Below are 18,594 nucleotides of genomic sequence, written 5' to 3'. Positions count from 1 at the left end.
TTATAACAAAAAGACGACGAAAAGCCTGCCAAAATGATTTGGCAAGCCCCTTCTTTCATTATGACTCATTTTTCTCCTTGAATTTCACGATTTAAATGATAACGATTTGTCCATACTTCGATAAAGTCTGGGGCAAATGGACCCCTGCGCTGCTGAATCCAGCTTATTAGCTTTGCTACATTACGCTTTAAAATTTTATCAATTACTTCAGGGTAAGCCATCGCTTTTTTATGTTCCTCATACTCATCCTCATCCAGTAATGTGTAAGACATATCTGGGAAAACCTTCACATCTAAATCGTAATCGATGTATTTAAGGGAGTTATTGTCATATACAAATGGTGAACTCATATTACAATAATAGTACACACCATCTTCTCGCAGCATACAAATAATATTAAACCAATGCTCTGCATGGAAATAACAAATCGAAGGCTCTCTCGTCAACCAAGTGCGCCCATCCGCTTCTGTTACAAGCGTCTTCTCATTTGCCCCAATAACAACATTTCTAGTTCCCTTTAGCACCATCGTTTCTTGCCAGATACGGTGGATACGACCATTGTGTTTGTAGCTATGTATTTGTATCGTTTCTCCTTCTATTGGTAATGCCATATCAAAGCCCACCTTTTTTGTCCACCATTAATCAATAATACTCGTCCAAACTTTTTCAAGCTGGCTCAGTTAACCTTAGTCACATCCTGTGACATCTTCCAAACGTTTTACTTTGATTCAGCAAAAATTCTATCATTACTATTTTTCCCCTATTGCTGCTTGTACTAAGGACAAAAAGTATTGCTGAATCAAGATAAATATTTATATTATAATGTAACATTCATATTTTATTATAGCAATCGTTCTGCCAAAGGTGTAGTAAGAATACATAAAATTATCGAAAAAGGGTTGTTCTTTATCGAACAACCCTTTTCATAATTATTTTGTTTCTTCGTTTTGAGTGCCAAAGTTTTTCTTCGGCTGCTGTTTACCAGCGTATTGATTATTTTTTTCCATTTCGCGGAAATCTGGCTCTGTTGCAAATTCCTCGCGTTGCATTGGGTTTTGTTTTTGCCCAAGCTCTTTGTTTTGTTGATTGCGTTTCATTGTAAATCACCTCCGTGCTCATTATTGTGTGCACGATAAAATGATTTATTCAGTAATTTGTGACCAAATTTTTGACATAGGGACAGGCATTGGTAAATCAGCAATTTGCTCTTTCGTAAACCATTGCACATTTTCAGGCAAAGTATTTATTTCTATTCCTGTTGCATGGTAGCTATCGATATGCCATGTTAAATGTGAAAAAATATGCTTGAACTTTAATAACAGCCTTTGCTCAGCTATTTCTAAACCATATTTTTCTTTAATATTTTCCTTACCGCGCTGGAGCATTGGAAATTGCCACATATTTGCAAGTAATCCTTCCTCTGGTCGTTTCTCTAATAAATAATAGCCTTCATTATTTTCCACGACCATTACATCATAATCAAGCTCTTTCATCTTCACTTTTTTTGTCTTCACTGGTAGCTCAGCCGCATCGCCCTCTTCAAATGCTATACAATAATCACGAACTGGGCATAATAAGCATTTAGGAGAGGTTGGTGTACAAATTAATGCACCTAACTCCATCAATCCTTGATTAAAAGAAGATGTGTTATCTGGATCAATTAAGTATTCAACCGCTTCCTCAAACACTTTACGTGTTTTTGGTAAGGCGATATCCTCTTTAATATGTAGTACTCTGCTTAAAACGCGCATTACATTGCCATCAACTGCATGTTCTGGCTTCCCATAAGCAATACTAAGAATTGCACCTGCAGTATAAGGCCCAACACCTTTTAGCTTGGAAATATCCGCTCGATTATCTGGCACAACACTATTGTAAGTTTCAACTACTTCACGTACACCAGCCTGTAAATTGCGAGCGCGTGAGTAATAACCTAATCCTTCCCACAATTTTAAAAGTTCCTGCTCTGGTGCATATGCAAGCGCCTCAGCAGTTGGAAAACGCTCAATGAAACGATTGTAATAAGGGATTACGGTATCTACTCTCGTTTGTTGTAGCATGACCTCTGATACCCATATATGATAAGGTTCTGTCGTATGTCGCCATGGTAAGTCTCTTTTTTCTCTATTAAACCACTCGACTAAAGCTTGTCGAAATTGTTGCTTGTATTCGTAATTCACAATTGCCTCCACTTGTTTTAGATTTCCTTTCATTGAAAAAGGGTATATGATAGAAGTAACAAGATGTCCTTTAAAGGAGATGATGATTTTTGGATTCTGGTACACATTTAGTTATGGGTATTGCACTTGGCGGCTTAGCATTGGCTGACCCAGTCATCGCAAACCATTCCATCACATTTACTGCAGTAATGGTAGGAACGATTATCGGGTCCCAAGCACCCGATATTGATACAGTGTTAAAAATGCGTAATAACGCAATCTATATTCGTCATCATCGTGGAATTACTCACTCTATTCCCGCTACTTTATTATGGCCACTTCTTATAACGGCTATTTTATCGCTATTTTTCCAAGATGCCAACACTTTGCACTTATGGCTTTGGGTTCAACTTGCTGTCTTTCTCCATGTTTTCGTCGATATTTTCAATGCTTACGGTACACAGGCCTTACGCCCATTTTCTAAACAATGGGTGGCATTAGGCGTAATCAATACATTCGATCCATTTATTTTTACAATTCATTGCATTGGGCTATTATTCTGGGCTTTCGGTGCTAATCCTGTCATAACATTTAGCGTCATGTATTTCATCATTATTTTATATTATGTACTACGATTTTTTGTCCAAAAGGCAGTTAAAAAAGCAGTGCATGCGACAATTCAAGACGAGGAATATGTTATCGTTGCGCCGACAATGCGCTTTTTCAATTGGCGTGTAGCAGCCGCTTCTAAAACGCATTATTATGTAGGAAAAGCATATGGTCGAACAGTTAATATTTATGATAAATTTGAAATTCATCCATTACCAAAAACTGCACTTGTCAAAAAAGCTTTAAGCGATTCAAATCTGGAAGCTTTCGTTTCTTTCTCCCCCCTTTATCGTTGGGAAATTTCCGAGCTTGACAACGGCTTAACAGAAGTACGCTTAATTGACCTACGCTATCGTAGCAACAACCGCTACCCATTCGTCGCGGTAGCACATTTAAATGATGATCTAGACATCGTTACATCATATACAGGCTGGATTTTTACGGAGGACAAGCTACAGCGAAAACTGCAAATCGGGGCAAGTGATTGATTTTACAATAAAGAAAATGAGAAATAAATCAAAAGCTTTTTATTTTTTAGCATATTAGTAAAAATAAAGCCGCATGAACTTAAAGTTTCCAAACTTGAGTTCATGCGGTTTATTTCGTAATCAACAGTCAGCCTTTCTGCCTATTGATGGAAATCTTGCATTATATACTCAACCCGATTTTTCCCACCTGCTTTTGCTTTGTACAATGCTTTATCTGATCTATATAATAAAGTATTTAACGTATCCCCTTTTATGTAGCTTGCTACACCAAAACTGCTTGTTTTATGTTGAACTACGGGAAATAAACAGCTGGCGATCCGCATTCTTAAAACCTCTGCGAATTGAAGGGCTTCATTTAATGACGTATTAGGACAGACAACGAGAAATTCCTCTCCTCCCCATCTACCAACAATGTCCTGCTCGCGTATCGCATCTTTTAATACTTGGGCAATCTCTATTAAAACTTGGTCCCCTACTTGATGCCCATATGTATCATTAATTTCTTTAAAATTATCGATATCTAATAAAATAATGGAAAACGGGGTTTCATGCTCTTTAACTAAAGCAAAATACTCCTCCAAAACCATATCAAGCCTGACACGATTGGATATTTGTGTAAGTAGATCTGTATTCGCTAATTTTTCAAGCTCTTGTTTGGCTTGTTCTAGTTGTTGAGTGCGCTGTTGTACTTTATACTCCAATGTTTCATTTAGCTCTATCTGTAGCTCTTGATGCTCTTTTTTCATTAAATTAATTTTATCACCAAGTGCCAACGATAAAAATGTTGCTTCAAAAATCGCCCCAAGAGCAGGTACATGCTCAAACAGATAAGGATGAAATGGAATAATCATTAAAAAGCTTAATGATTGCACAATAATAGCGCCTAGTAATACCGTCCATCCAATCATATAGAAGCGTGCCATTTTTTGCCCTTTTAGCAGAACAAACAAACCAACTATCCATAAAAATATTAAGACGGTGACGCTATATACAAGAGTAAAATCATTAACTTTGCTTGCATTTGGTACAATAAGCGTAAAAATTAACAACACAAACGCAGTTATTAATAATATTTTTGCTGCTTTGTAGCAACGTGGTAAATACTTCCTCAACTCTAAAAACTCAATAGAAAATAGTAACATTGAAGCAAATAAAACATGAGCCCCCATTGTCAACGTTTTCGTTAACAACCATTTTGGTAATAACTGCCCAAATAGTTCTACGTCCAAAGAATTCATCGTTGCTTGATAAACAATAAAGCTGGCCATATAAAGCACATAATATAAATACACTCTTTCCTTAAAGGAAAAGTATAAAAATACATTGTAAATAAGCAAAGCCAATAAAAAACCATAGAAAATTCCAGTGAAGTACTTATAGTCAATCACGCTTTTAATGAAATCATCTGTTGTATAAAGAAATGAAACCATACTAAGCGGTAATAATGGTGTACCTTCAAGTTTAAAATAAATTTCTGTAATATTAGGCTCATTTATTTGAAATAAATTAGAGCGATATGAAATATTTTGTTGTTCGACATTAGATATACCTCTTTGTTGCACAATATAGGAGCCATCCTGTTGTACTAAAAACATTTCAATACTTTCTAATTTATCAATTACTTCAATCCAATAATCCTTTTCTTTTAATTGTAAATCATTTGTAGATAACCTTAACCAAATAGTATCTGTCGTATGCCAAAATAATAAGTAATCATATTCACTCGGCTCAAAAGCCTTATCATGTATTCCACTTATAATTTCTTCTACTGTAATGCTGTTAGATGTATCTCGCAAAATATCATAATATTTTCCTAGTACCACCTTTTCTGGATGCTCTGCAGCATTGGTAGATAAAGTAGTAAGTTGCATATATGTAATAATAAAAAGAATTCCAAAACATAGAAACTTCTTGCTTTTTGCATTTATATATGACAACAATAATCTTCCTCCATTAATTTACGGTTTACTAAATTTCACAAAAGTATATTCTAAATTCTAATAATCAACAAATTGATTTTTCTTAATAAAACAGGAATATAGCGGTCTTCAAGGAAAAATCCCTCTACTTACATACAAGGAATTACTCATCGAATAGAGAAATCCTGATATTTTCTGATTCTCTAATTGCTACAAATTCCACACAGTTTCTTCCGCAGTTTTTTGCCTTATATAATGCTTTATCAGACCTTGCTAATAATGAATCTAAGTCCTCTCCCTTTATGTAGCTAGCAACTCCAAAGCTCCCTGTTTTATGTTGTAAAATCGGAAACGGATAAATGGCCAATTGTTGCCGTAGATTTTCAGCTATTTGAACAGCTTCATCTAGCATTGTTTGCGGGCACAAAACTAAAAATTCCTCTCCTCCCCATCTCCCCACTATATCTTTCTCTCTAATAGTGTTGTTTAGAATTTGTGCAACTTTTATCAGCGTTGTATCACCAACTTGATGACCAAACTCATCGTTCACAGCCTTAAAATTATCAATATCTAATAAAATAATTGAAAATGGAATGTTCTGTTGCTCTGCAAGTTGAAAATGCTCTTCAAGCACTCCTTCTAGATATACACGATTCGATATTTGTGTAAGCCTATCTGTATTAGCCAACTTCTCAAGCTCTTCCTTCGCTTTTTCTAATTCACGAGTCCGCTGTTGTACTTTGGATTCCAATGTTTCACTCAACGTGTCATGTAGTTTTTGATGTTCTTTTTTTATCAAATTTATTTTATCTCCTAGTGCGAATGCCAAAAATAATGTATTAAAAAGTACACCTATAACTAGAACATCACATTTGAATAAGTGTGAGCACAATGTTTGTGAAGTCAAAGCAATAAGTAAAATTGTATAACCGGCGATATAAAACCGCGCTACTACTTGCCCTTTTAATAAAACAAGCACTCCACCGAACAATAAAAAAATAGTCACTAAAATAGAAGTAAAAGGATTTATGATCGTCTCATTAAACATTACGAGCCTTATAATAAGTGACAATAATGCACCAACCATTAACCCCTTTGCTAATTGATAATAACGAGGTACGTATCTTTTCAATTCAAGAAACTGTATAGCAAATAACAATATAAATATGAATAGGAAATGCACACTTACAACGATTGCTTTGGAACATAACCAGCAGGACTTCATTGACTCCATAGCTAAAATTTGTAGCATTGCTTGATAAAGTATAAAACTACCTATAATCAGTACATAATATAAATATGTCTTGTCCTTCACAGAAAAATAGAGGAATAAATGATAGACAGTCAAAGCTAAGAAAAATCCATAAAGAATACCTGTAGCATATTTATCATGAACTATATTATTAACCACATCATCTGTCAGATAAAAAGAGGACGTAATACTTGATGGTACAAGTGAGACTCCTTTTAATTTTAAATACATTTCTTTAATAGATGTATCATTGATTTGTAATAAATTAGCGCAATTTGAGCTACCATGTTGCATAGCATTTACAGCACGGTTAAGGGTACCTTGGGAAAACTCACAATAATGCCCTAATATAATTTTATCTGAATACTCTGCTGCATAAGTCGCTGATGTAGACAATAGCAAAATGAAGAGCATAAAAAAACATTGTACCCACTTCTTCGTTATTATTTTATACACCAACGATCCTCCCCCTCATTTGCAAAATTTATGCGTCATTAAAGAAACTCTAAGTACTTTGATGTATTTTAGGTTAAATTCGCCACTTTTATAGGTAAACAATTTTAAAATATATCCAAATTATTCATTCCAACTAACAAATTTAGACTATAGTCTACAAAATAGATATTACTATATTTTTGCATCGATAGGTATTGAAATTTCCTTTCCGCTCCATTTTGTAGACTATAGTATGTAGACTACATTGTTCCATACTATTGTAATTAATTAAAAAAGGGGATTTTTTCTCTTGATTGAAATTGAAAATATTACAATTGGTTCTGTTTTAAAAAGGTTACGTCTATCCATGAAATTCTCACAGGAGGAGTTAGCAGCAAGAAGCAGCCTTGATCGAACATATATTAGCATGTTAGAAAGAAATATAAAGCAGCCGACTATTACTACCGTTTTTCTGTTGGCAAATGCATTGAATATGAAGCCCTCAGAGTTTGTTCAACAATTGGAGGAAGATTTTGATGGTCACATAATTAAACGTACAAAAGTATAGATATTTCACATTGTTTCTAAATCTACGCTTATGTCCTTATTTCCGAAATGCTATCTCAAACATAATAAATTAAAAAATACTATATTAACATTCCTCAGCACTTATTAGAAAATACTTTTATCCCTCACTGTATTAAACAGAATAGCTAATTCTTCTATTACTTCTAAGTAAAGCATTTACAAAATAGTACATTTAAACGTTAGTAAATAAGAATAACCAGTTGAGAACTTATTCATTGTTCTCAACTGGTTATTTATTTTTCCCACATTAGTAGACTGTATTTATTTTTAGTGAATAAGTGAAGCTAACAATAAGGGTTTCTTCAGGCTATTATTCCCCACCTAAACTTCTTTAACTATACTACAATATCCTATAGGGCAAAAGATGATTGAATCTCCACTTTATCTTTTTATTGGACAATATCGTCACTACTATTTAATAAATGCGCATATTTTGGATTTTTTCCTGCGAATTCGTGTAGTTTGTCACCGTAGCTTTCAATTAACTGCTGTACAAGATTTGCTGTATAATCAGCACCTCGAAATGCATAACCAGCTTTTGCAGATGTTGCCTCGAAATCGCTCCAAAGCAGCTCTACCCATACACGTGCTCGCGCTTTTGACAATGCTGGATTTTTTTTCAGTAACTGTTCTGTTAGTTTTTCAATATGTTGCTCCATCTTATTTCCCTACCTTCATCGGCAATAACATTGCTACAGGCAACGCTTCCTCATAGCGTTCGCTACCTAAACGGTGTCCCCAAGCGAAACGTCCTTTTAAACGGTCCACTTTGAAAAATTCTCCAGGAGCACCATCAATACGGTACATTTCACCAAGTAGAATTTTATCTAAATCTACTAAGTATGACGCTGCCATTACGGCTTTTCGTTCATACACTGCAAATTCATTCATAATGCCCAACTGCTCTGCCTTGCGTGCCTTTTCTCTTAGTGTGGCGACCTCTGCTCGCAACTCCTGCTCTGTCATAGCTGCATAATTTTTTTCCATCACTCTTCAAACTCCTTACTATTTATATAACTACCGATTATATCAATTGGAAAGCCTTTTTGGTAAAGCGCTTGCTTTACTTTCATATGCAGCTCATTGCCTGTGTGCTTAGCTGCATATTTGCGCCAAATTTTATCGCCTTGCGCTTCGATTAAATGTTGCCATTCATCATCTTGCCGTTCAATCGTCATTTGGTCAAGCACCTCCTGTACAATTGTAAACGAATATCCTTTACGCACAAGTACATCTTGAATTTTTTGCTTTATTTGAGCTGGTGTGCGCCCTTTTCCAGCACGTACTTCCTTTTCTGCTAGCTGCATGGCAATTTTTACTTGCTCCTCATGCGTAAATGTTTGCAGGACTTGCTCCTGCAAATTTTTATCAATGCCTTTTTTTATTAAATCCTGTTTAATCGCGCGTGGTCCTTTGCTTGCTGTTCTTTTTTTCGTTTCAAGCAACGCTTTTGAATAAGTTTCATCATTTAAAAAGCCTAGACGCTCCAACTTGCGAATAGCCTCTAAAATAACTGCTTCTCCATGCCCGGCATCTTGTAGCTTCTTTTTCACTTCATATTCGCTACGCATTTGAAAGCTTAAAAAATGCAAAGCTTTATTAAATGCCTTTGCAATTTCATCCTCATACGTAATTTCATCTATATCAAATTGCTCAAGCACTTTTCCCTTTGTTAGGCCAAATTGAATTAGCGTTCCTTCATCTACAGCAAAGGCATATTCTTCGTTTAAATAAATATTGTAGCGCTCTGGATTATTTTTTTGGCGTCCTATTTTCGTAATAACAAACATGCCTTCCTCCCTCTCCCTACAAATTATCTTTAGTATACAGGTTTTTCAGCAAGCTTTCACGAATACTATATTAATGGCAAAAGGAGGAGATTACGATGAAAGTTGCAATTGCAGGTGGCACAGGCTTAGTAGGAAATGCACTAACAGCACTACTTCAAGAACAAGGACATGAAGTCATCATTTTAACTCGTGGACAGCCAAAAGGTGCACGCTATGTTCAATGGTTAAACGGCACACTACCTCTTGAACAGCTTGAAGGTATTGAGGCTTTTGTCAATTTGGCAGGTGTATCACTGAATGATAGGCGTTGGACTGATGAACAAAAAGAAGCAATTTATAATAGTCGAATGGCTGCTACAGAGGAAATGTTGCGTATTGTTACACAGCTATCAACGCCGCCACAAGTTATCGTCAATGCCAGTGCTGTTGGTATTTATCCAATTTCAACAACAGCTACATATAGTGAAACATCAGCACAACGAGCTCAAGATTTTTTAGGAAAAACAGTTGCTGATTGGGAGCAAAAAGCATTACGTGCACAGCAATTAGGCATTCGCACATGTTTAGCTCGCTTTGGTGTTATTTTAGCTGAAGATGCTGGTGCACTACCACTAATTGTTATGCCTTATAAAATGTTTGTAGGTGGAACAATTGGCTCTGGTCAGCAATGGCTATCATGGATTCATGTCAAAGATGTTGCACGCGCTATTTTATTTTCAATTGAAACTCCCTCACTTGAAGGTCCGATTAATTTTGCCGCACCTAATGCCGAGCGCATGAAAAGCTTTGGGAAAACAGTAGGACGCGTATTAAATAGGCCACATTGGTTACCTGTCCCAAACTTCGCACTACAGCTAGCACTTGGCGAAAAAAGTGTGCTTGTCTTAGATGGACAGCATGTTGTACCTGATAAACTTATAGCAGCAGGATTTACTTTCCAATTCTCTACTCTTGAAGAAGCGCTTCACGACTTGTATAAGTCTTAATATTTTGTGCAACCTAGGTATTAAAAAGGGAGGCTTGCTCAAAATGTGGAAACATCATTTTCTAGGTATCATGCTAATTTGCACAGCAATCATTACATTTATGCTGTCAACAAACACCACCGCACAGGCATCTGAATACCATTGGGGCTTTAAGCGTGCTACAAATAATGAGCCAGCACAGGCTGGCGCAGAACTTGATGCATTACTTGAGAAGTATGGCGCTATTTATAAAGGAAAGCCTGACGAAAAAATTGCTTACTTAAGCTTCGATAACGGCTATGAAAATGGCTTTACTGAAAGCATTTTAGATACGTTAGCGGCCGAAAATGTCCCAGCAACCTTTTTCTTAACGGGACATTATTTAACAAGTGCTACTGATTTAGTGAAGCGTATGGTAGCAGATGGTCATACAATTGGTAATCATTCTTATGGGCATCCAAATATGGCGCGCCTATCTGATAGTGAAATGGTCGCTGAATGGGAAAAGTTCGATAACAAGCTAAAGGAGCTAACTGGTATTAAACGTACTTATTATGCCCGACCACCTGAAGGAATATTTAATGAGCGCGTATTAAAAGTCGGCAATGATAATGGCTACCGACATATTTTTTGGTCTGTCGCCTTTAAGGATTGGTTAAAGGATGAGCGCCGCGGCTATAAATATGCCTACGATGCATTAATGCAGCAATTGCATCCTGGCGCTGTTATTTTAATGCATACTGTGGCACAAGATAATGCAGAGGCATTACCAAAGTTTATTGAAGATGCTAAAGCACAAGGTTACACATTTAAATCATTAGATGATCTCGTTCTTGAATATGAAGGTGTCACATTGCCTTAAACTTTTTTTTCATCCCACCATGCGATATAATGGTGGGATGAACTTATGAGGACGTGAAAAAATGAACCAATCAACAATGACACTTGGGCAAAAATTCCCTTTAACAATTAAACGACTTGGTATTAACGGAGAAGGTGTGGGCTTTTTCAAACGCAATGTTGTTTTCGTCAAAGGTGCACTTCCGGGAGAGGAAGTAACGGTTAAAGTAACAAAGCTACAGCGAAATTTCGCAGAGGCAGAAATTTTAGCGATTCGTAAAAAAAGCACTGATAGACAAGAGGCTCCCTGCCCTGTTTATGATGAATGTGGCGGCTGCCAGCTTCAGCATATGACTTATGAGGCGCAGCTAAAAAATAAACGCGATATCGTTGTGCAGGCACTGGAAAAATATGTACCGCAAATTGCAGCAAATGCCGATATTCGCCCAACGCTCGGTATGGAGAACCCTTGGAACTACCGCAATAAAAGCCAGTTCCAAGTACGTAAAGAAGGCAAGCGAGTTTATGCAGGACTATTTGCGGAAGGATCAAACAAGCTCTTGAATATTAATGATTGCTTAGTTCAGCATCCTGCCACATCGAAAATTACAGTTGGTACACGTAAAATTTTGCAGAAGCTTAATATTACTATTTATGATGGTAAAACATTGAACGGTTTAGTGCGTACAATTGTTGTGCGTACAGGCATTCGCACAGGTGAAACACAAGTATGCTTAGTGACGACACGCAACGAGTTACCGCATAAAGCCGAATTAATCGAGCGTATTAAAAAGCTTGATCCATCTATCGTATCGATTACTCAAAATATTAATCGTGAAAAAACCTCGCTTATTTTTGGTGACGAAACGATTGTTTTAGATGGCAAAGAGACAATTCATGAGGAACTTGGTGAGCTTGCATTCGATTTATCTTCACGTGCATTTTTCCAGTTGAACCCAGAGCAAACAGTACATTTATACGATGAAATAAAAAAAGCAGCAGCACTTACTGGTAAAGAAACGGTTGTCGATGCTTATTGTGGTGTTGGTACAATCGGTTTATGGCTAGCGCGTGATGCGAAGGAAGTGCGCGGTATGGATGTTATTCCCGAAAGTATTGTTGACGCGAAAAACAACGCGCGCAATCACGGTTTCCAAAATGCTCGCTACTATACAGGCAAAGCCGAAGACTTACTGGCTCGCTGGCAACGTGAAAATTTCATACCAGATGTCATTACAGTAGACCCACCGCGCACAGGCTTAGATAGAAAATTTATCGAATCTGTTTTAAAAATTAAGCCAAAACGTCTTGTTTATACGTCTTGTAATCCATCTACATTGGCGAAGGACTTACAGGAGCTAACGAAGCTTTATAATGTGGAATATTTGCAGCCTGTTGATATGTTTCCGCAGACGGCGCATGTTGAAGTGGTTTGTAACTTACACTTAAAAAACAAACACTAAGCATAAATAAAAGATGTAGTTTGCCATAACAGACTACATCTTTTTTATTCTCCTATATAAATACCTAACCATCATACGGAATTCTAAAATAATCCAAATACTTCTTAAACTTATCCTGTGAAGCATAACAAGTATCTAATAAATAGCCCTTCTCTTCTTCCCATTTAGATAGTCCTCGATAATAATACATCTTCATATCATCATCAATAACAAATGGTACGATATTATTTCGAAGTAGCTCCTTAAACATAATTAATCGACCAACACGCCCATTCCCATCTTGAAAGGGGTGAATCGATTCAAATTGATAGTGAAAGTCTATAATTTCTATAAACGACTTCGATTTATTTTTATTATAATCACTTAGTAGTTGCTTCATTTTCATTGGTACTTCTTCTGGTAATGCTGTTTCTTTTCCACCAACTTCATTCGGTAACTTTTTGTAACCACCAACTGCAAACCATTCTTTTCTAGAGTCACTTGTTCCATTTTTTAAAGTTTGATGAAGAAGCTTAATTAACGATTCACTCACAGGTTGTTTAGCTTGTTCAATAATAATGTTAATCGCATTGAAGTGATTTGCTGTTTCTACAATATCATCTACATTCAAAGGTTCAATATCCATTCCTATTGTATTCGTTTCAAAAATATAACGTGTTTGCTCGTGAGTAAGTTTACTACCTTCAATACGATTTGAGTTGTATGTTAACTCAATTTGAATTTTATGATATATACCGCCTTTGGTCTTGAGTTCTTTTTCTTCCTTCAAAATATCGAGTAAAGTCCGCTTATGGATATTTTTCTTATTTAAACGCTCAGGTTTTTTTGCCGATACGGGTATCATCCAAGTTTTGCCGTCAAGCTTTGCGCCCTCAATACGTCCATTTGTTGCATAATTTCGAACAGAACGCTCAGATATACCCCATTTTTTTGCTGTTTCAGCAACCGTAATATACTCCATATCACACCTCCGATATAGATATATTATACCTTATTATCGGCAATATTATAACAATTATTAAAAACAAATAAAAAACATTGCCGATAATATTACGCAACATGACTTTTTCGAATATTACTATATGTGAATTTTAGAAAATAATTTATATTCATTTGACAAATAACGGGCAAATTGTAAAATTGATTTAACTTTATCAAACGAATTTTTGTGGGAGAAAATTACACCAAAACCTTTCATGTTTCAACAGTCAATTTGCAATCAAGCAGAAGCAAATTATGAGATAACGAGTGGACATAAAGCGTTTCATCAATTAAAAGGAGAATCATTATGAATCAAGATAAGTGGATTAAACGCACGATAGATATTGTCGGTTTTCCCTTTACATTAACGAATATGTATCTCAATAAAAATAGAGAAGTAAATGAGATTGGTCAGAAGATTAAAATTGGAGATAAATTCATTCATACAATTGTTTCTGGCGAGCAGGATGCTGATTATACCGTCATATTAGATGCTGGACTAAGTTGCTGCTCCTTGGATTGGTATTATATTCAACCTCAATTAGCCAATTTTGCAAGAGTTCTTTCATTTGATAGAGCGGGTTCTGGATGGAGTTCTTCAATCAATGCACCTTATACAAGCGAAGATGTTGTAAATGATTTATTGCATATATTTGAAGAATTGCAGATAAAGCCTCCTTACATTTTAGTAGGACACTCCTTTGGTGGATTAAATATGAGATTATTTGCAAGTAAATATCCAGAAAAAGTTGCAGCATTAGTTCTTATTGATTCCGTACATGAGAAAAGATATTTGAGCAATGAATGGGACAGCGCTCGTAAAAAGTCCCACCGAAAAAACCTGAATGTATTTCGATTTGGTTACATAACCTCTGGGATTGGTCTTCCTAAACTGTTAAAGCAACCAGTAGGAAGAAAGTACCTTCCTGAACCTTATCAGAAGCATGTTAAATATATAGGCTATCACCCTAAGTCTTATGAAGCTGCTTATAAGGAATTTTTATATAGCGAAAAATCTGCTTTACAAGTTGAAAAATCTAAAGCTTTGAATGCAAATCTTCCCGTAGTTGTTTTATCCTCTAAAAATACAGATCCTACTTGGGTTGAGCATCAAAGCATGTTGAGTAAACTGACTCAACATACAAGACAAATAAAAACAAATTGCCATCATTCCATCCACTTAGAAGATCCGGATTTAGTAATTGAGACAATTAAGAATATAGTGGGTCATTAATTAATAATATTGAATTCGTTTTATCAAGTTTATTTTAGATGCTAAATAAAGATGGGCATTTATTAATTGTAGAATTTGTTAAAAATAAAAATATCATTTCAGATATGATGCATAACGGCTTTGACCAGGAAAACTAGCAGGCCTTCTAGCTAGCATCGGCTACAAAGATATTCAATCGAAAACTTTCTATCATGGAGAAAAAATATTTATGACACAAGATGCATCCATGTTTATAATAGATTATAAAAATAAGGAATCATTTCGAAACTTTACTTTCTTTCATCCGTATGGAATAAAAAGGAGGGATTCAATTGAAAAAATTCGTATTATTCATTTCCGCTTTCATCGCTGCTTACTTTACACTACAAATCGCTTCAGGCCTTGTGTTAACATGGTTTTACTCACCAACAATTGATGCAACGACAACTCCTTTTGCATCAGAGGTTGTATTTACAAGTGCAGGACCAACTTATTTAGCAGCCCCAATCCTAGCTCTTATGGCAGCGATGGCAGCATACGGCACCACTCAACTGTTTACTAAAAAAACAGCGCATTAATTTTTGGGCAGCGTACTTTCCAGTGGGCTGCTAACATGAAGGAGCTTGCTTAAAGCTCTTTTTTATTGACCTCGTCTATTCCCTATTTCCCCCGCAATAAACTGTATCAATTACGCCTCGGCATAATTGATCAGCAATGTATCTATCTTTGTAGATAAACCGCCAAACAAAAAGATGCCAACTAAAGAGGTGCAAGTTGACATCTGCTTTATACTTCAAAACCCTTATACTGAAAAATTTCCATTATAAAAAGCAATGACTTTCTTTGCACTTAATATGTGTAATTTACTGTCATTCTTGCTGTTACTGTTGAAACAGTTCCTGTTGTCGTAATAGATACTTTCCAAGTACCTTGAGGGTCTGTGTTATTAAATTGATTCAATGTGACTGATTTACTTCCTGTACCTGTAATATAGTGTTGTACTACATCACCATTAGGGTTTTTTACATTCAAATAAAATGGTGCACTTCCACTACTGACATTGACATTTAATGTGACACTACTCACTTTTGCAAAAGGGGGTAGTGTTCCTGATGAAATATTAAAAATAGAGGATTCATTTTGATAAAGAGAATTCATCGTACCTGTACTACCTGAAAAATAATTAATAGCAAATGTACTAATCGCTTCATCAGGTGTCAGGGTTGTTTCCTCTGCAAAAACAGACATAGACATGGTGAACATCATTATCATCATGACAATGAAAGAACAAATTCGTTTATTCATTGATTTTCCGCCTCCCGTTTATGCTTTAATATCTATATTTGGACTTTTATAGGCCTCTGCTAAAATTTCAGATTTAACAGGTTTCCCCCAGTCCCATGAAGGGTCTTTAGATTTAATAAAATCTCTCACTCGCTTGGCTTCCTCAAATTTAATTTGGTCAAGTGTCCAACCAGCAGAAGTACGTTCTGTTTTAGGTATAGAATTTAAGTAGCTCAATTTCACTTTTACAAGAGGACTGTTTTCATCTCCCATCCCTCCTGATTCTTCAAATTGTTTCCTTACAGCATCGATTATATCCTGTTTTACTTTGTCAGGAACAGGAACAATCTTTTGCCACTCAGCAGGATTCCGATTCGTAATATTCTGCGGGTCATCTGCATACGTTCCACGAAAGTTGGGGTCGCCTTGTTGTGCATTTACTTGTTCCTTCATTTGGGCAAACTTCAAGGTTTGTTGTAGATTACTGATGGATGCGAAATTTACTTGTGGTAAAGAAAAATTAAACTTCATTTGTATTCTCCTTTCATTTTTAAATATGGTATTTATTTATATATCGTCTGTTTATTTGAAGAGTTTAATTTATTTATGTTGATTAATCGCTTATAAAGATTTTACTCTCTCATTTGCCTTTACTTCATTTAGAAAATAATGTTCAGCATTTATGAACTTTGTCTTCTGAAAACGACATCTCATCTAGGAAAACTAACCTCTTACCTAAAAATTCCGCATGCACAAATTTTTCTATGCTACATTAATATTATCGAATTCGATTTAAAGTATTGAGGAGGCCTCCAATTGAAAATTCAATTAACGATTAATAGCGCCTTAGAAGACACCGAGATTCATATACATGCAAAAGAATATAATGAGCAAATTGAGCAGTTGATGAAGCAGTTGCAAGGTTCACAAAGCGGGAAAACAAATGTACTAGATGGCTATTTACAGCAAGAAATTCATTTGCTAAAAATTACTGATATTTTTTCTATCTATGCTGAGGGTGCGAAAATTTATTTGCAAACGGATGAGCAGGAGTTTGAATCAAAGCGTAAATTATATGAACTCGAAGCACAATTGGTAAAAGATTTTGTCAGAGTAAATAAGTCAACACTCGTTAATGTTCATAAAATTTCTTCAATTCAAATGGGCAAAATCGGCACTACGCAATTATTGCTTGAAAACGATACGAGCATTCCTGTAAGTCGCAAGTATTTAAAAGACTTGAAGCGCCATCTTGGAATCGGAAAGGAATGATATGATGAAAATTCTACGAATGATTGTTATTGGGATATTAATTGCACTTAGCTCCTCTTATATTTTAGTAACAATTAGCATACTTTTTGAATCAAATACCCTTATATCAGGTGAAGAGCTGCTTCATCAAATTCTAATAGCTGTAATACTCGGAGCCGTTATTGGACCTTTATCTCTTCTATTTGAACTAGAGCGTCTACCTTTTATATTACAGCTCGCCTTACATTTAACTGGTATAACGCTCTTTGTATTAATTGCTGGATATTTTGGTGAATGGTTTAATCACTTTGGAATTGGCAATGTACTCATATCTGAGGCGATTATTTATTCTATCGTTTGGTGCATGATGTATTTATTACAAAAGAAGGATATTGAGCAAATTAATGAAGTTATTCAAAAACGGAGGAAGCCATGAAATTGAAAACAATCATACAAGTTGAAAATTTACGTAAAGCCTATGCCCAAGAGGAGGCGGTAAAAGGGATTTCATTTTCAGTGGAGCAGGGTACTCTTTTCGCCTTTCTAGGTGCGAATGGTGCCGGTAAATCAACAACAATAGAAATTTTATGTACCTTATTGAAAAAAACAAGCGGTACAGTCAATATTAATGGCTACACCCTTGATAGCAGCAATGATAATGCTGCTATTCGTAAATCGATTGGTGTTGTCTTTCAGCAAAGCTTATTGGATGAACGCTTAACAGTGTACGAAAATATCATACATCGAGGTAAAATGTATGGCTTGTCTAAGCAGGAGTTAGCAGAAAACTATCAATTTGTATCAACCCATTTAAACTTAAACGAAATTGAAAAACAAAAGTACGGTACATTGTCTGGTGGGCAAAAAAGGCGGGCAGATATAGCGAAAGCACTTATTCACCGTCCTCCTCTGCTATTTTTAGATGAACCTACTACTGGACTCGATCCCCAAACGCGACAATTTGTTTGGCAAACGATTAAACGATTACAAGAAGATACAAATATGACTGTATTTTTGACGACGCATTATATGGAAGAAGCTGCAATGGCCCATAAAATTGTGGTGTTAAAGCAGGGAGAAATTGTTGCAGAAGGTACACCAGATGCTCTAAAAACAAAATATGCCTATGACCAGCTAGCGCTTGTTTTTCATAATTCGCTCAAAGGCACAAACTGGCTTATAGAAAACAATATTAGCCATACGGAAAAGCAAGGTATTTTCACAATTCGAGTACAATCCACAATTCACGCATTAGCATTATTAAAGCAGGCTGAACCACTTATTGCGTCTTTTGAAGTAATAAAAGGGACGATGGATGATGTGTTTATCCATATCATGAAACAGGAGGTATCTTGAT

General features: G+C 35.8%; 21 protein-coding genes. 10 read left to right on the top strand and 11 right to left on the bottom strand.

Annotated elements, in window-relative coordinates; genetic code table 11:
* Positions 1-65: 65 nt before the first annotated feature.
* From ntdP to mutY, 3 genes are all read right to left on the bottom strand, one after another.
* A complete protein-coding gene (gene ntdP, locus TY13_RS18295) occupies positions 66-611 on the bottom strand; it encodes a nucleoside tri-diphosphate phosphatase (protein WP_042478965.1) in 546 nt (181 codons plus the stop codon).
* 318 nt (positions 612-929) lie between these two features.
* Positions 930-1,097 (bottom strand): hypothetical protein, encoded by a 168-nt coding sequence (locus TY13_RS20775; RefSeq protein WP_154661640.1) that lies wholly within the window; start codon positions 1,095-1,097, stop codon positions 930-932.
* Between the two features lie 45 nt (positions 1,098-1,142).
* Positions 1,143-2,180, bottom strand: a complete 1,038-nt coding sequence (mutY, locus tag TY13_RS18290) for an A/G-specific adenine glycosylase (RefSeq protein WP_042478964.1) — start codon at positions 2,178-2,180, stop codon at positions 1,143-1,145.
* An 89-nt stretch (positions 2,181-2,269) separates the two neighbouring features.
* Between mutY and TY13_RS18285 the strand changes: the two genes are divergently transcribed.
* Positions 2,270-3,256, top strand: coding sequence for a metal-dependent hydrolase (locus TY13_RS18285; protein WP_042478962.1), 987 nt, complete (start codon positions 2,270-2,272; stop codon positions 3,254-3,256).
* A gap of 140 nt (positions 3,257-3,396) precedes the next feature.
* On the opposite strand, the gene TY13_RS18280 is transcribed toward TY13_RS18285, so the two are convergent.
* On the bottom strand, positions 3,397-5,193 hold the full coding sequence (locus TY13_RS18280) for a sensor domain-containing diguanylate cyclase (protein ID WP_230199476.1): 1,797 nt from the start codon (positions 5,191-5,193) through the stop codon (positions 3,397-3,399).
* A gap of 145 nt (positions 5,194-5,338) precedes the next feature.
* Positions 5,339-6,883 carry a diguanylate cyclase gene (locus TY13_RS18275; RefSeq protein ID WP_154661639.1) on the bottom strand — a complete coding sequence of 515 codons (1,545 nt, stop codon included), beginning with the start codon at positions 6,881-6,883 and terminating at the stop codon, positions 5,339-5,341.
* A 289-nt stretch (positions 6,884-7,172) separates the two neighbouring features.
* Here TY13_RS18275 and TY13_RS18270 point away from each other — a divergent pair, with 289 nt between their 5' ends.
* A complete protein-coding gene (locus tag TY13_RS18270) occupies positions 7,173-7,430 on the top strand; it encodes a helix-turn-helix domain-containing protein (RefSeq protein WP_326586569.1) in 258 nt (85 codons plus the stop codon).
* Between the two features lie 409 nt (positions 7,431-7,839).
* Here the strand turns inward: TY13_RS18270 and TY13_RS18265 are convergent, their stop codons facing one another.
* The 3 genes from TY13_RS18265 to recX are packed head-to-tail and all read right to left on the bottom strand — an operon-like array spanning position 7,840 to position 9,240.
* Positions 7,840-8,109, bottom strand: coding sequence for a YfhJ family protein (locus TY13_RS18265; protein WP_042478960.1), 270 nt, complete (start codon positions 8,107-8,109; stop codon positions 7,840-7,842).
* Between the two features lies 1 nt (position 8,110).
* Positions 8,111-8,437: a YfhH family protein gene (locus tag TY13_RS18260; RefSeq protein WP_042478958.1), complete on the bottom strand. Its 327-nt coding sequence runs from the start codon at positions 8,435-8,437 to the stop codon at positions 8,111-8,113.
* Positions 8,437-9,240: a recombination regulator RecX gene (gene recX, locus TY13_RS18255; protein WP_042478956.1), complete on the bottom strand. Its 804-nt coding sequence runs from the start codon at positions 9,238-9,240 to the stop codon at positions 8,437-8,439. The genes TY13_RS18260 and recX overlap by 1 nt, the downstream gene beginning before the upstream one ends.
* 95 nt (positions 9,241-9,335) lie before the next feature.
* Between recX and TY13_RS18250 the strand changes: the two genes are divergently transcribed.
* The 3 genes from TY13_RS18250 to rlmD all read left to right on the top strand — a co-directional run bounded on the left by TY13_RS18250 (position 9,336) and on the right by rlmD (position 12,508).
* Positions 9,336-10,226 (top strand): TIGR01777 family oxidoreductase, encoded by an 891-nt coding sequence (locus TY13_RS18250; RefSeq protein WP_042478954.1) that lies wholly within the window; start codon positions 9,336-9,338, stop codon positions 10,224-10,226.
* A 43-nt stretch (positions 10,227-10,269) separates the two neighbouring features.
* Positions 10,270-11,067, top strand: coding sequence for a polysaccharide deacetylase family protein (locus TY13_RS18245; protein WP_042478952.1), 798 nt, complete (start codon positions 10,270-10,272; stop codon positions 11,065-11,067).
* Between the two features lie 61 nt (positions 11,068-11,128).
* Positions 11,129-12,508 (top strand): 23S rRNA (uracil(1939)-C(5))-methyltransferase RlmD, encoded by a 1,380-nt coding sequence (gene rlmD / locus TY13_RS18240; RefSeq protein WP_042478950.1) that lies wholly within the window; start codon positions 11,129-11,131, stop codon positions 12,506-12,508.
* Between the two features lie 64 nt (positions 12,509-12,572).
* Here rlmD and TY13_RS18235 read toward each other — a convergent pair whose 3' ends face one another.
* The gene (locus TY13_RS18235) at positions 12,573-13,469 is read right to left on the bottom strand and encodes a Fic family protein (protein WP_042478948.1); all 897 of its coding nucleotides are present in this window, start codon (positions 13,467-13,469) and stop codon (positions 12,573-12,575) included.
* A gap of 327 nt (positions 13,470-13,796) precedes the next feature.
* Here TY13_RS18235 and TY13_RS18230 point away from each other — a divergent pair, with 327 nt between their 5' ends.
* Both TY13_RS18230 and TY13_RS18225 read left to right on the top strand, forming a co-directional pair.
* Entirely contained in the window at positions 13,797-14,723 is a 927-nt protein-coding gene (locus TY13_RS18230) for an alpha/beta hydrolase (protein WP_042478946.1), read from the top strand.
* Between the two features lie 311 nt (positions 14,724-15,034).
* Positions 15,035-15,280, top strand: coding sequence for a hypothetical protein (locus TY13_RS18225; RefSeq protein WP_042478944.1), 246 nt, complete (start codon positions 15,035-15,037; stop codon positions 15,278-15,280).
* A 271-nt stretch (positions 15,281-15,551) separates the two neighbouring features.
* On the opposite strand, the gene TY13_RS18220 is transcribed toward TY13_RS18225, so the two are convergent.
* Positions 15,552-16,007 (bottom strand): hypothetical protein, encoded by a 456-nt coding sequence (locus tag TY13_RS18220; RefSeq protein ID WP_052344384.1) that lies wholly within the window; start codon positions 16,005-16,007, stop codon positions 15,552-15,554.
* Positions 16,008-16,025: 18 nt separating this feature from the next.
* Complete coding sequence (locus tag TY13_RS18215; protein WP_052344383.1) at positions 16,026-16,517, bottom strand: DUF3879 family protein; 492 nt, start codon at positions 16,515-16,517, stop codon at positions 16,026-16,028.
* A gap of 285 nt (positions 16,518-16,802) precedes the next feature.
* Here TY13_RS18215 and TY13_RS18210 point away from each other — a divergent pair, with 285 nt between their 5' ends.
* The 3 genes from TY13_RS18210 to TY13_RS18200 are packed head-to-tail and all read left to right on the top strand — an operon-like array spanning position 16,803 to position 18,593.
* The gene (locus tag TY13_RS18210) at positions 16,803-17,258 is read left to right on the top strand and encodes a LytTR family DNA-binding domain-containing protein (protein ID WP_042478942.1); all 456 of its coding nucleotides are present in this window, start codon (positions 16,803-16,805) and stop codon (positions 17,256-17,258) included.
* A 1-nt stretch (position 17,259) separates the two neighbouring features.
* Entirely contained in the window at positions 17,260-17,673 is a 414-nt protein-coding gene (locus TY13_RS18205) for a DUF3021 domain-containing protein (RefSeq protein WP_230199475.1), read from the top strand.
* Positions 17,670-18,593 (top strand): ABC transporter ATP-binding protein, encoded by a 924-nt coding sequence (locus TY13_RS18200; RefSeq protein WP_042478938.1) that lies wholly within the window; start codon positions 17,670-17,672, stop codon positions 18,591-18,593. Before TY13_RS18205 ends, TY13_RS18200 begins: the two co-directional genes overlap by 4 nt.
* Position 18,594: the final 1 nt, after the last annotated feature.

Origin of the sequence: Bacillus ndiopicus (assembly GCF_000612805.1) — a bacterium.
GTDB classification, from domain to species: Bacteria; Bacillota; Bacilli; order Bacillales_A; family Planococcaceae; genus Metasolibacillus; species Metasolibacillus ndiopicus.
The sequence above is the reverse complement of the archived record's forward strand: the minus strand, read 5'-3'. Positions and strand labels throughout refer to the sequence as shown.

What these genes read in the sequence shown, in the direction of transcription:
- ntdP (WP_042478965.1), bottom strand. Translation starts at nt 611, where the DNA reads ATGGCATTACCAATAGAAGGAGAAACGATACAAATACATAGCTACAAA.
- TY13_RS20775 (WP_154661640.1), bottom strand. Translation starts at nt 1,097, where the DNA reads ATGAAACGCAATCAACAAAACAAAGAGCTTGGGCAAAAACAAAACCCA.
- TY13_RS18265 (WP_042478960.1), bottom strand. Translation starts at nt 8,109, where the DNA reads ATGGAGCAACATATTGAAAAACTAACAGAACAGTTACTGAAAAAAAAT.
- TY13_RS18260 (WP_042478958.1), bottom strand. Translation starts at nt 8,437, where the DNA reads ATGGAAAAAAATTATGCAGCTATGACAGAGCAGGAGTTGCGAGCAGAG.
- recX (WP_042478956.1), bottom strand. Translation starts at nt 9,240, where the DNA reads ATGTTTGTTATTACGAAAATAGGACGCCAAAAAAATAATCCAGAGCGC.
- TY13_RS18250 (WP_042478954.1), top strand. Translation starts at nt 9,336, where the DNA reads ATGAAAGTTGCAATTGCAGGTGGCACAGGCTTAGTAGGAAATGCACTA.
- TY13_RS18245 (WP_042478952.1), top strand. Translation starts at nt 10,270, where the DNA reads ATGTGGAAACATCATTTTCTAGGTATCATGCTAATTTGCACAGCAATC.
- rlmD (WP_042478950.1), top strand. Translation starts at nt 11,129, where the DNA reads ATGAACCAATCAACAATGACACTTGGGCAAAAATTCCCTTTAACAATT.
- TY13_RS18235 (WP_042478948.1), bottom strand. Translation starts at nt 13,469, where the DNA reads ATGGAGTATATTACGGTTGCTGAAACAGCAAAAAAATGGGGTATATCT.
- TY13_RS18230 (WP_042478946.1), top strand. Translation starts at nt 13,797, where the DNA reads ATGAATCAAGATAAGTGGATTAAACGCACGATAGATATTGTCGGTTTT.
- TY13_RS18220 (WP_052344384.1), bottom strand. Translation starts at nt 16,007, where the DNA reads ATGAATAAACGAATTTGTTCTTTCATTGTCATGATGATAATGATGTTC.
- TY13_RS18215 (WP_052344383.1), bottom strand. Translation starts at nt 16,517, where the DNA reads ATGAAGTTTAATTTTTCTTTACCACAAGTAAATTTCGCATCCATCAGT.
- TY13_RS18205 (WP_230199475.1), top strand. Translation starts at nt 17,260, where the DNA reads ATGATGAAAATTCTACGAATGATTGTTATTGGGATATTAATTGCACTT.
- TY13_RS18200 (WP_042478938.1), top strand. Translation starts at nt 17,670, where the DNA reads ATGAAATTGAAAACAATCATACAAGTTGAAAATTTACGTAAAGCCTAT.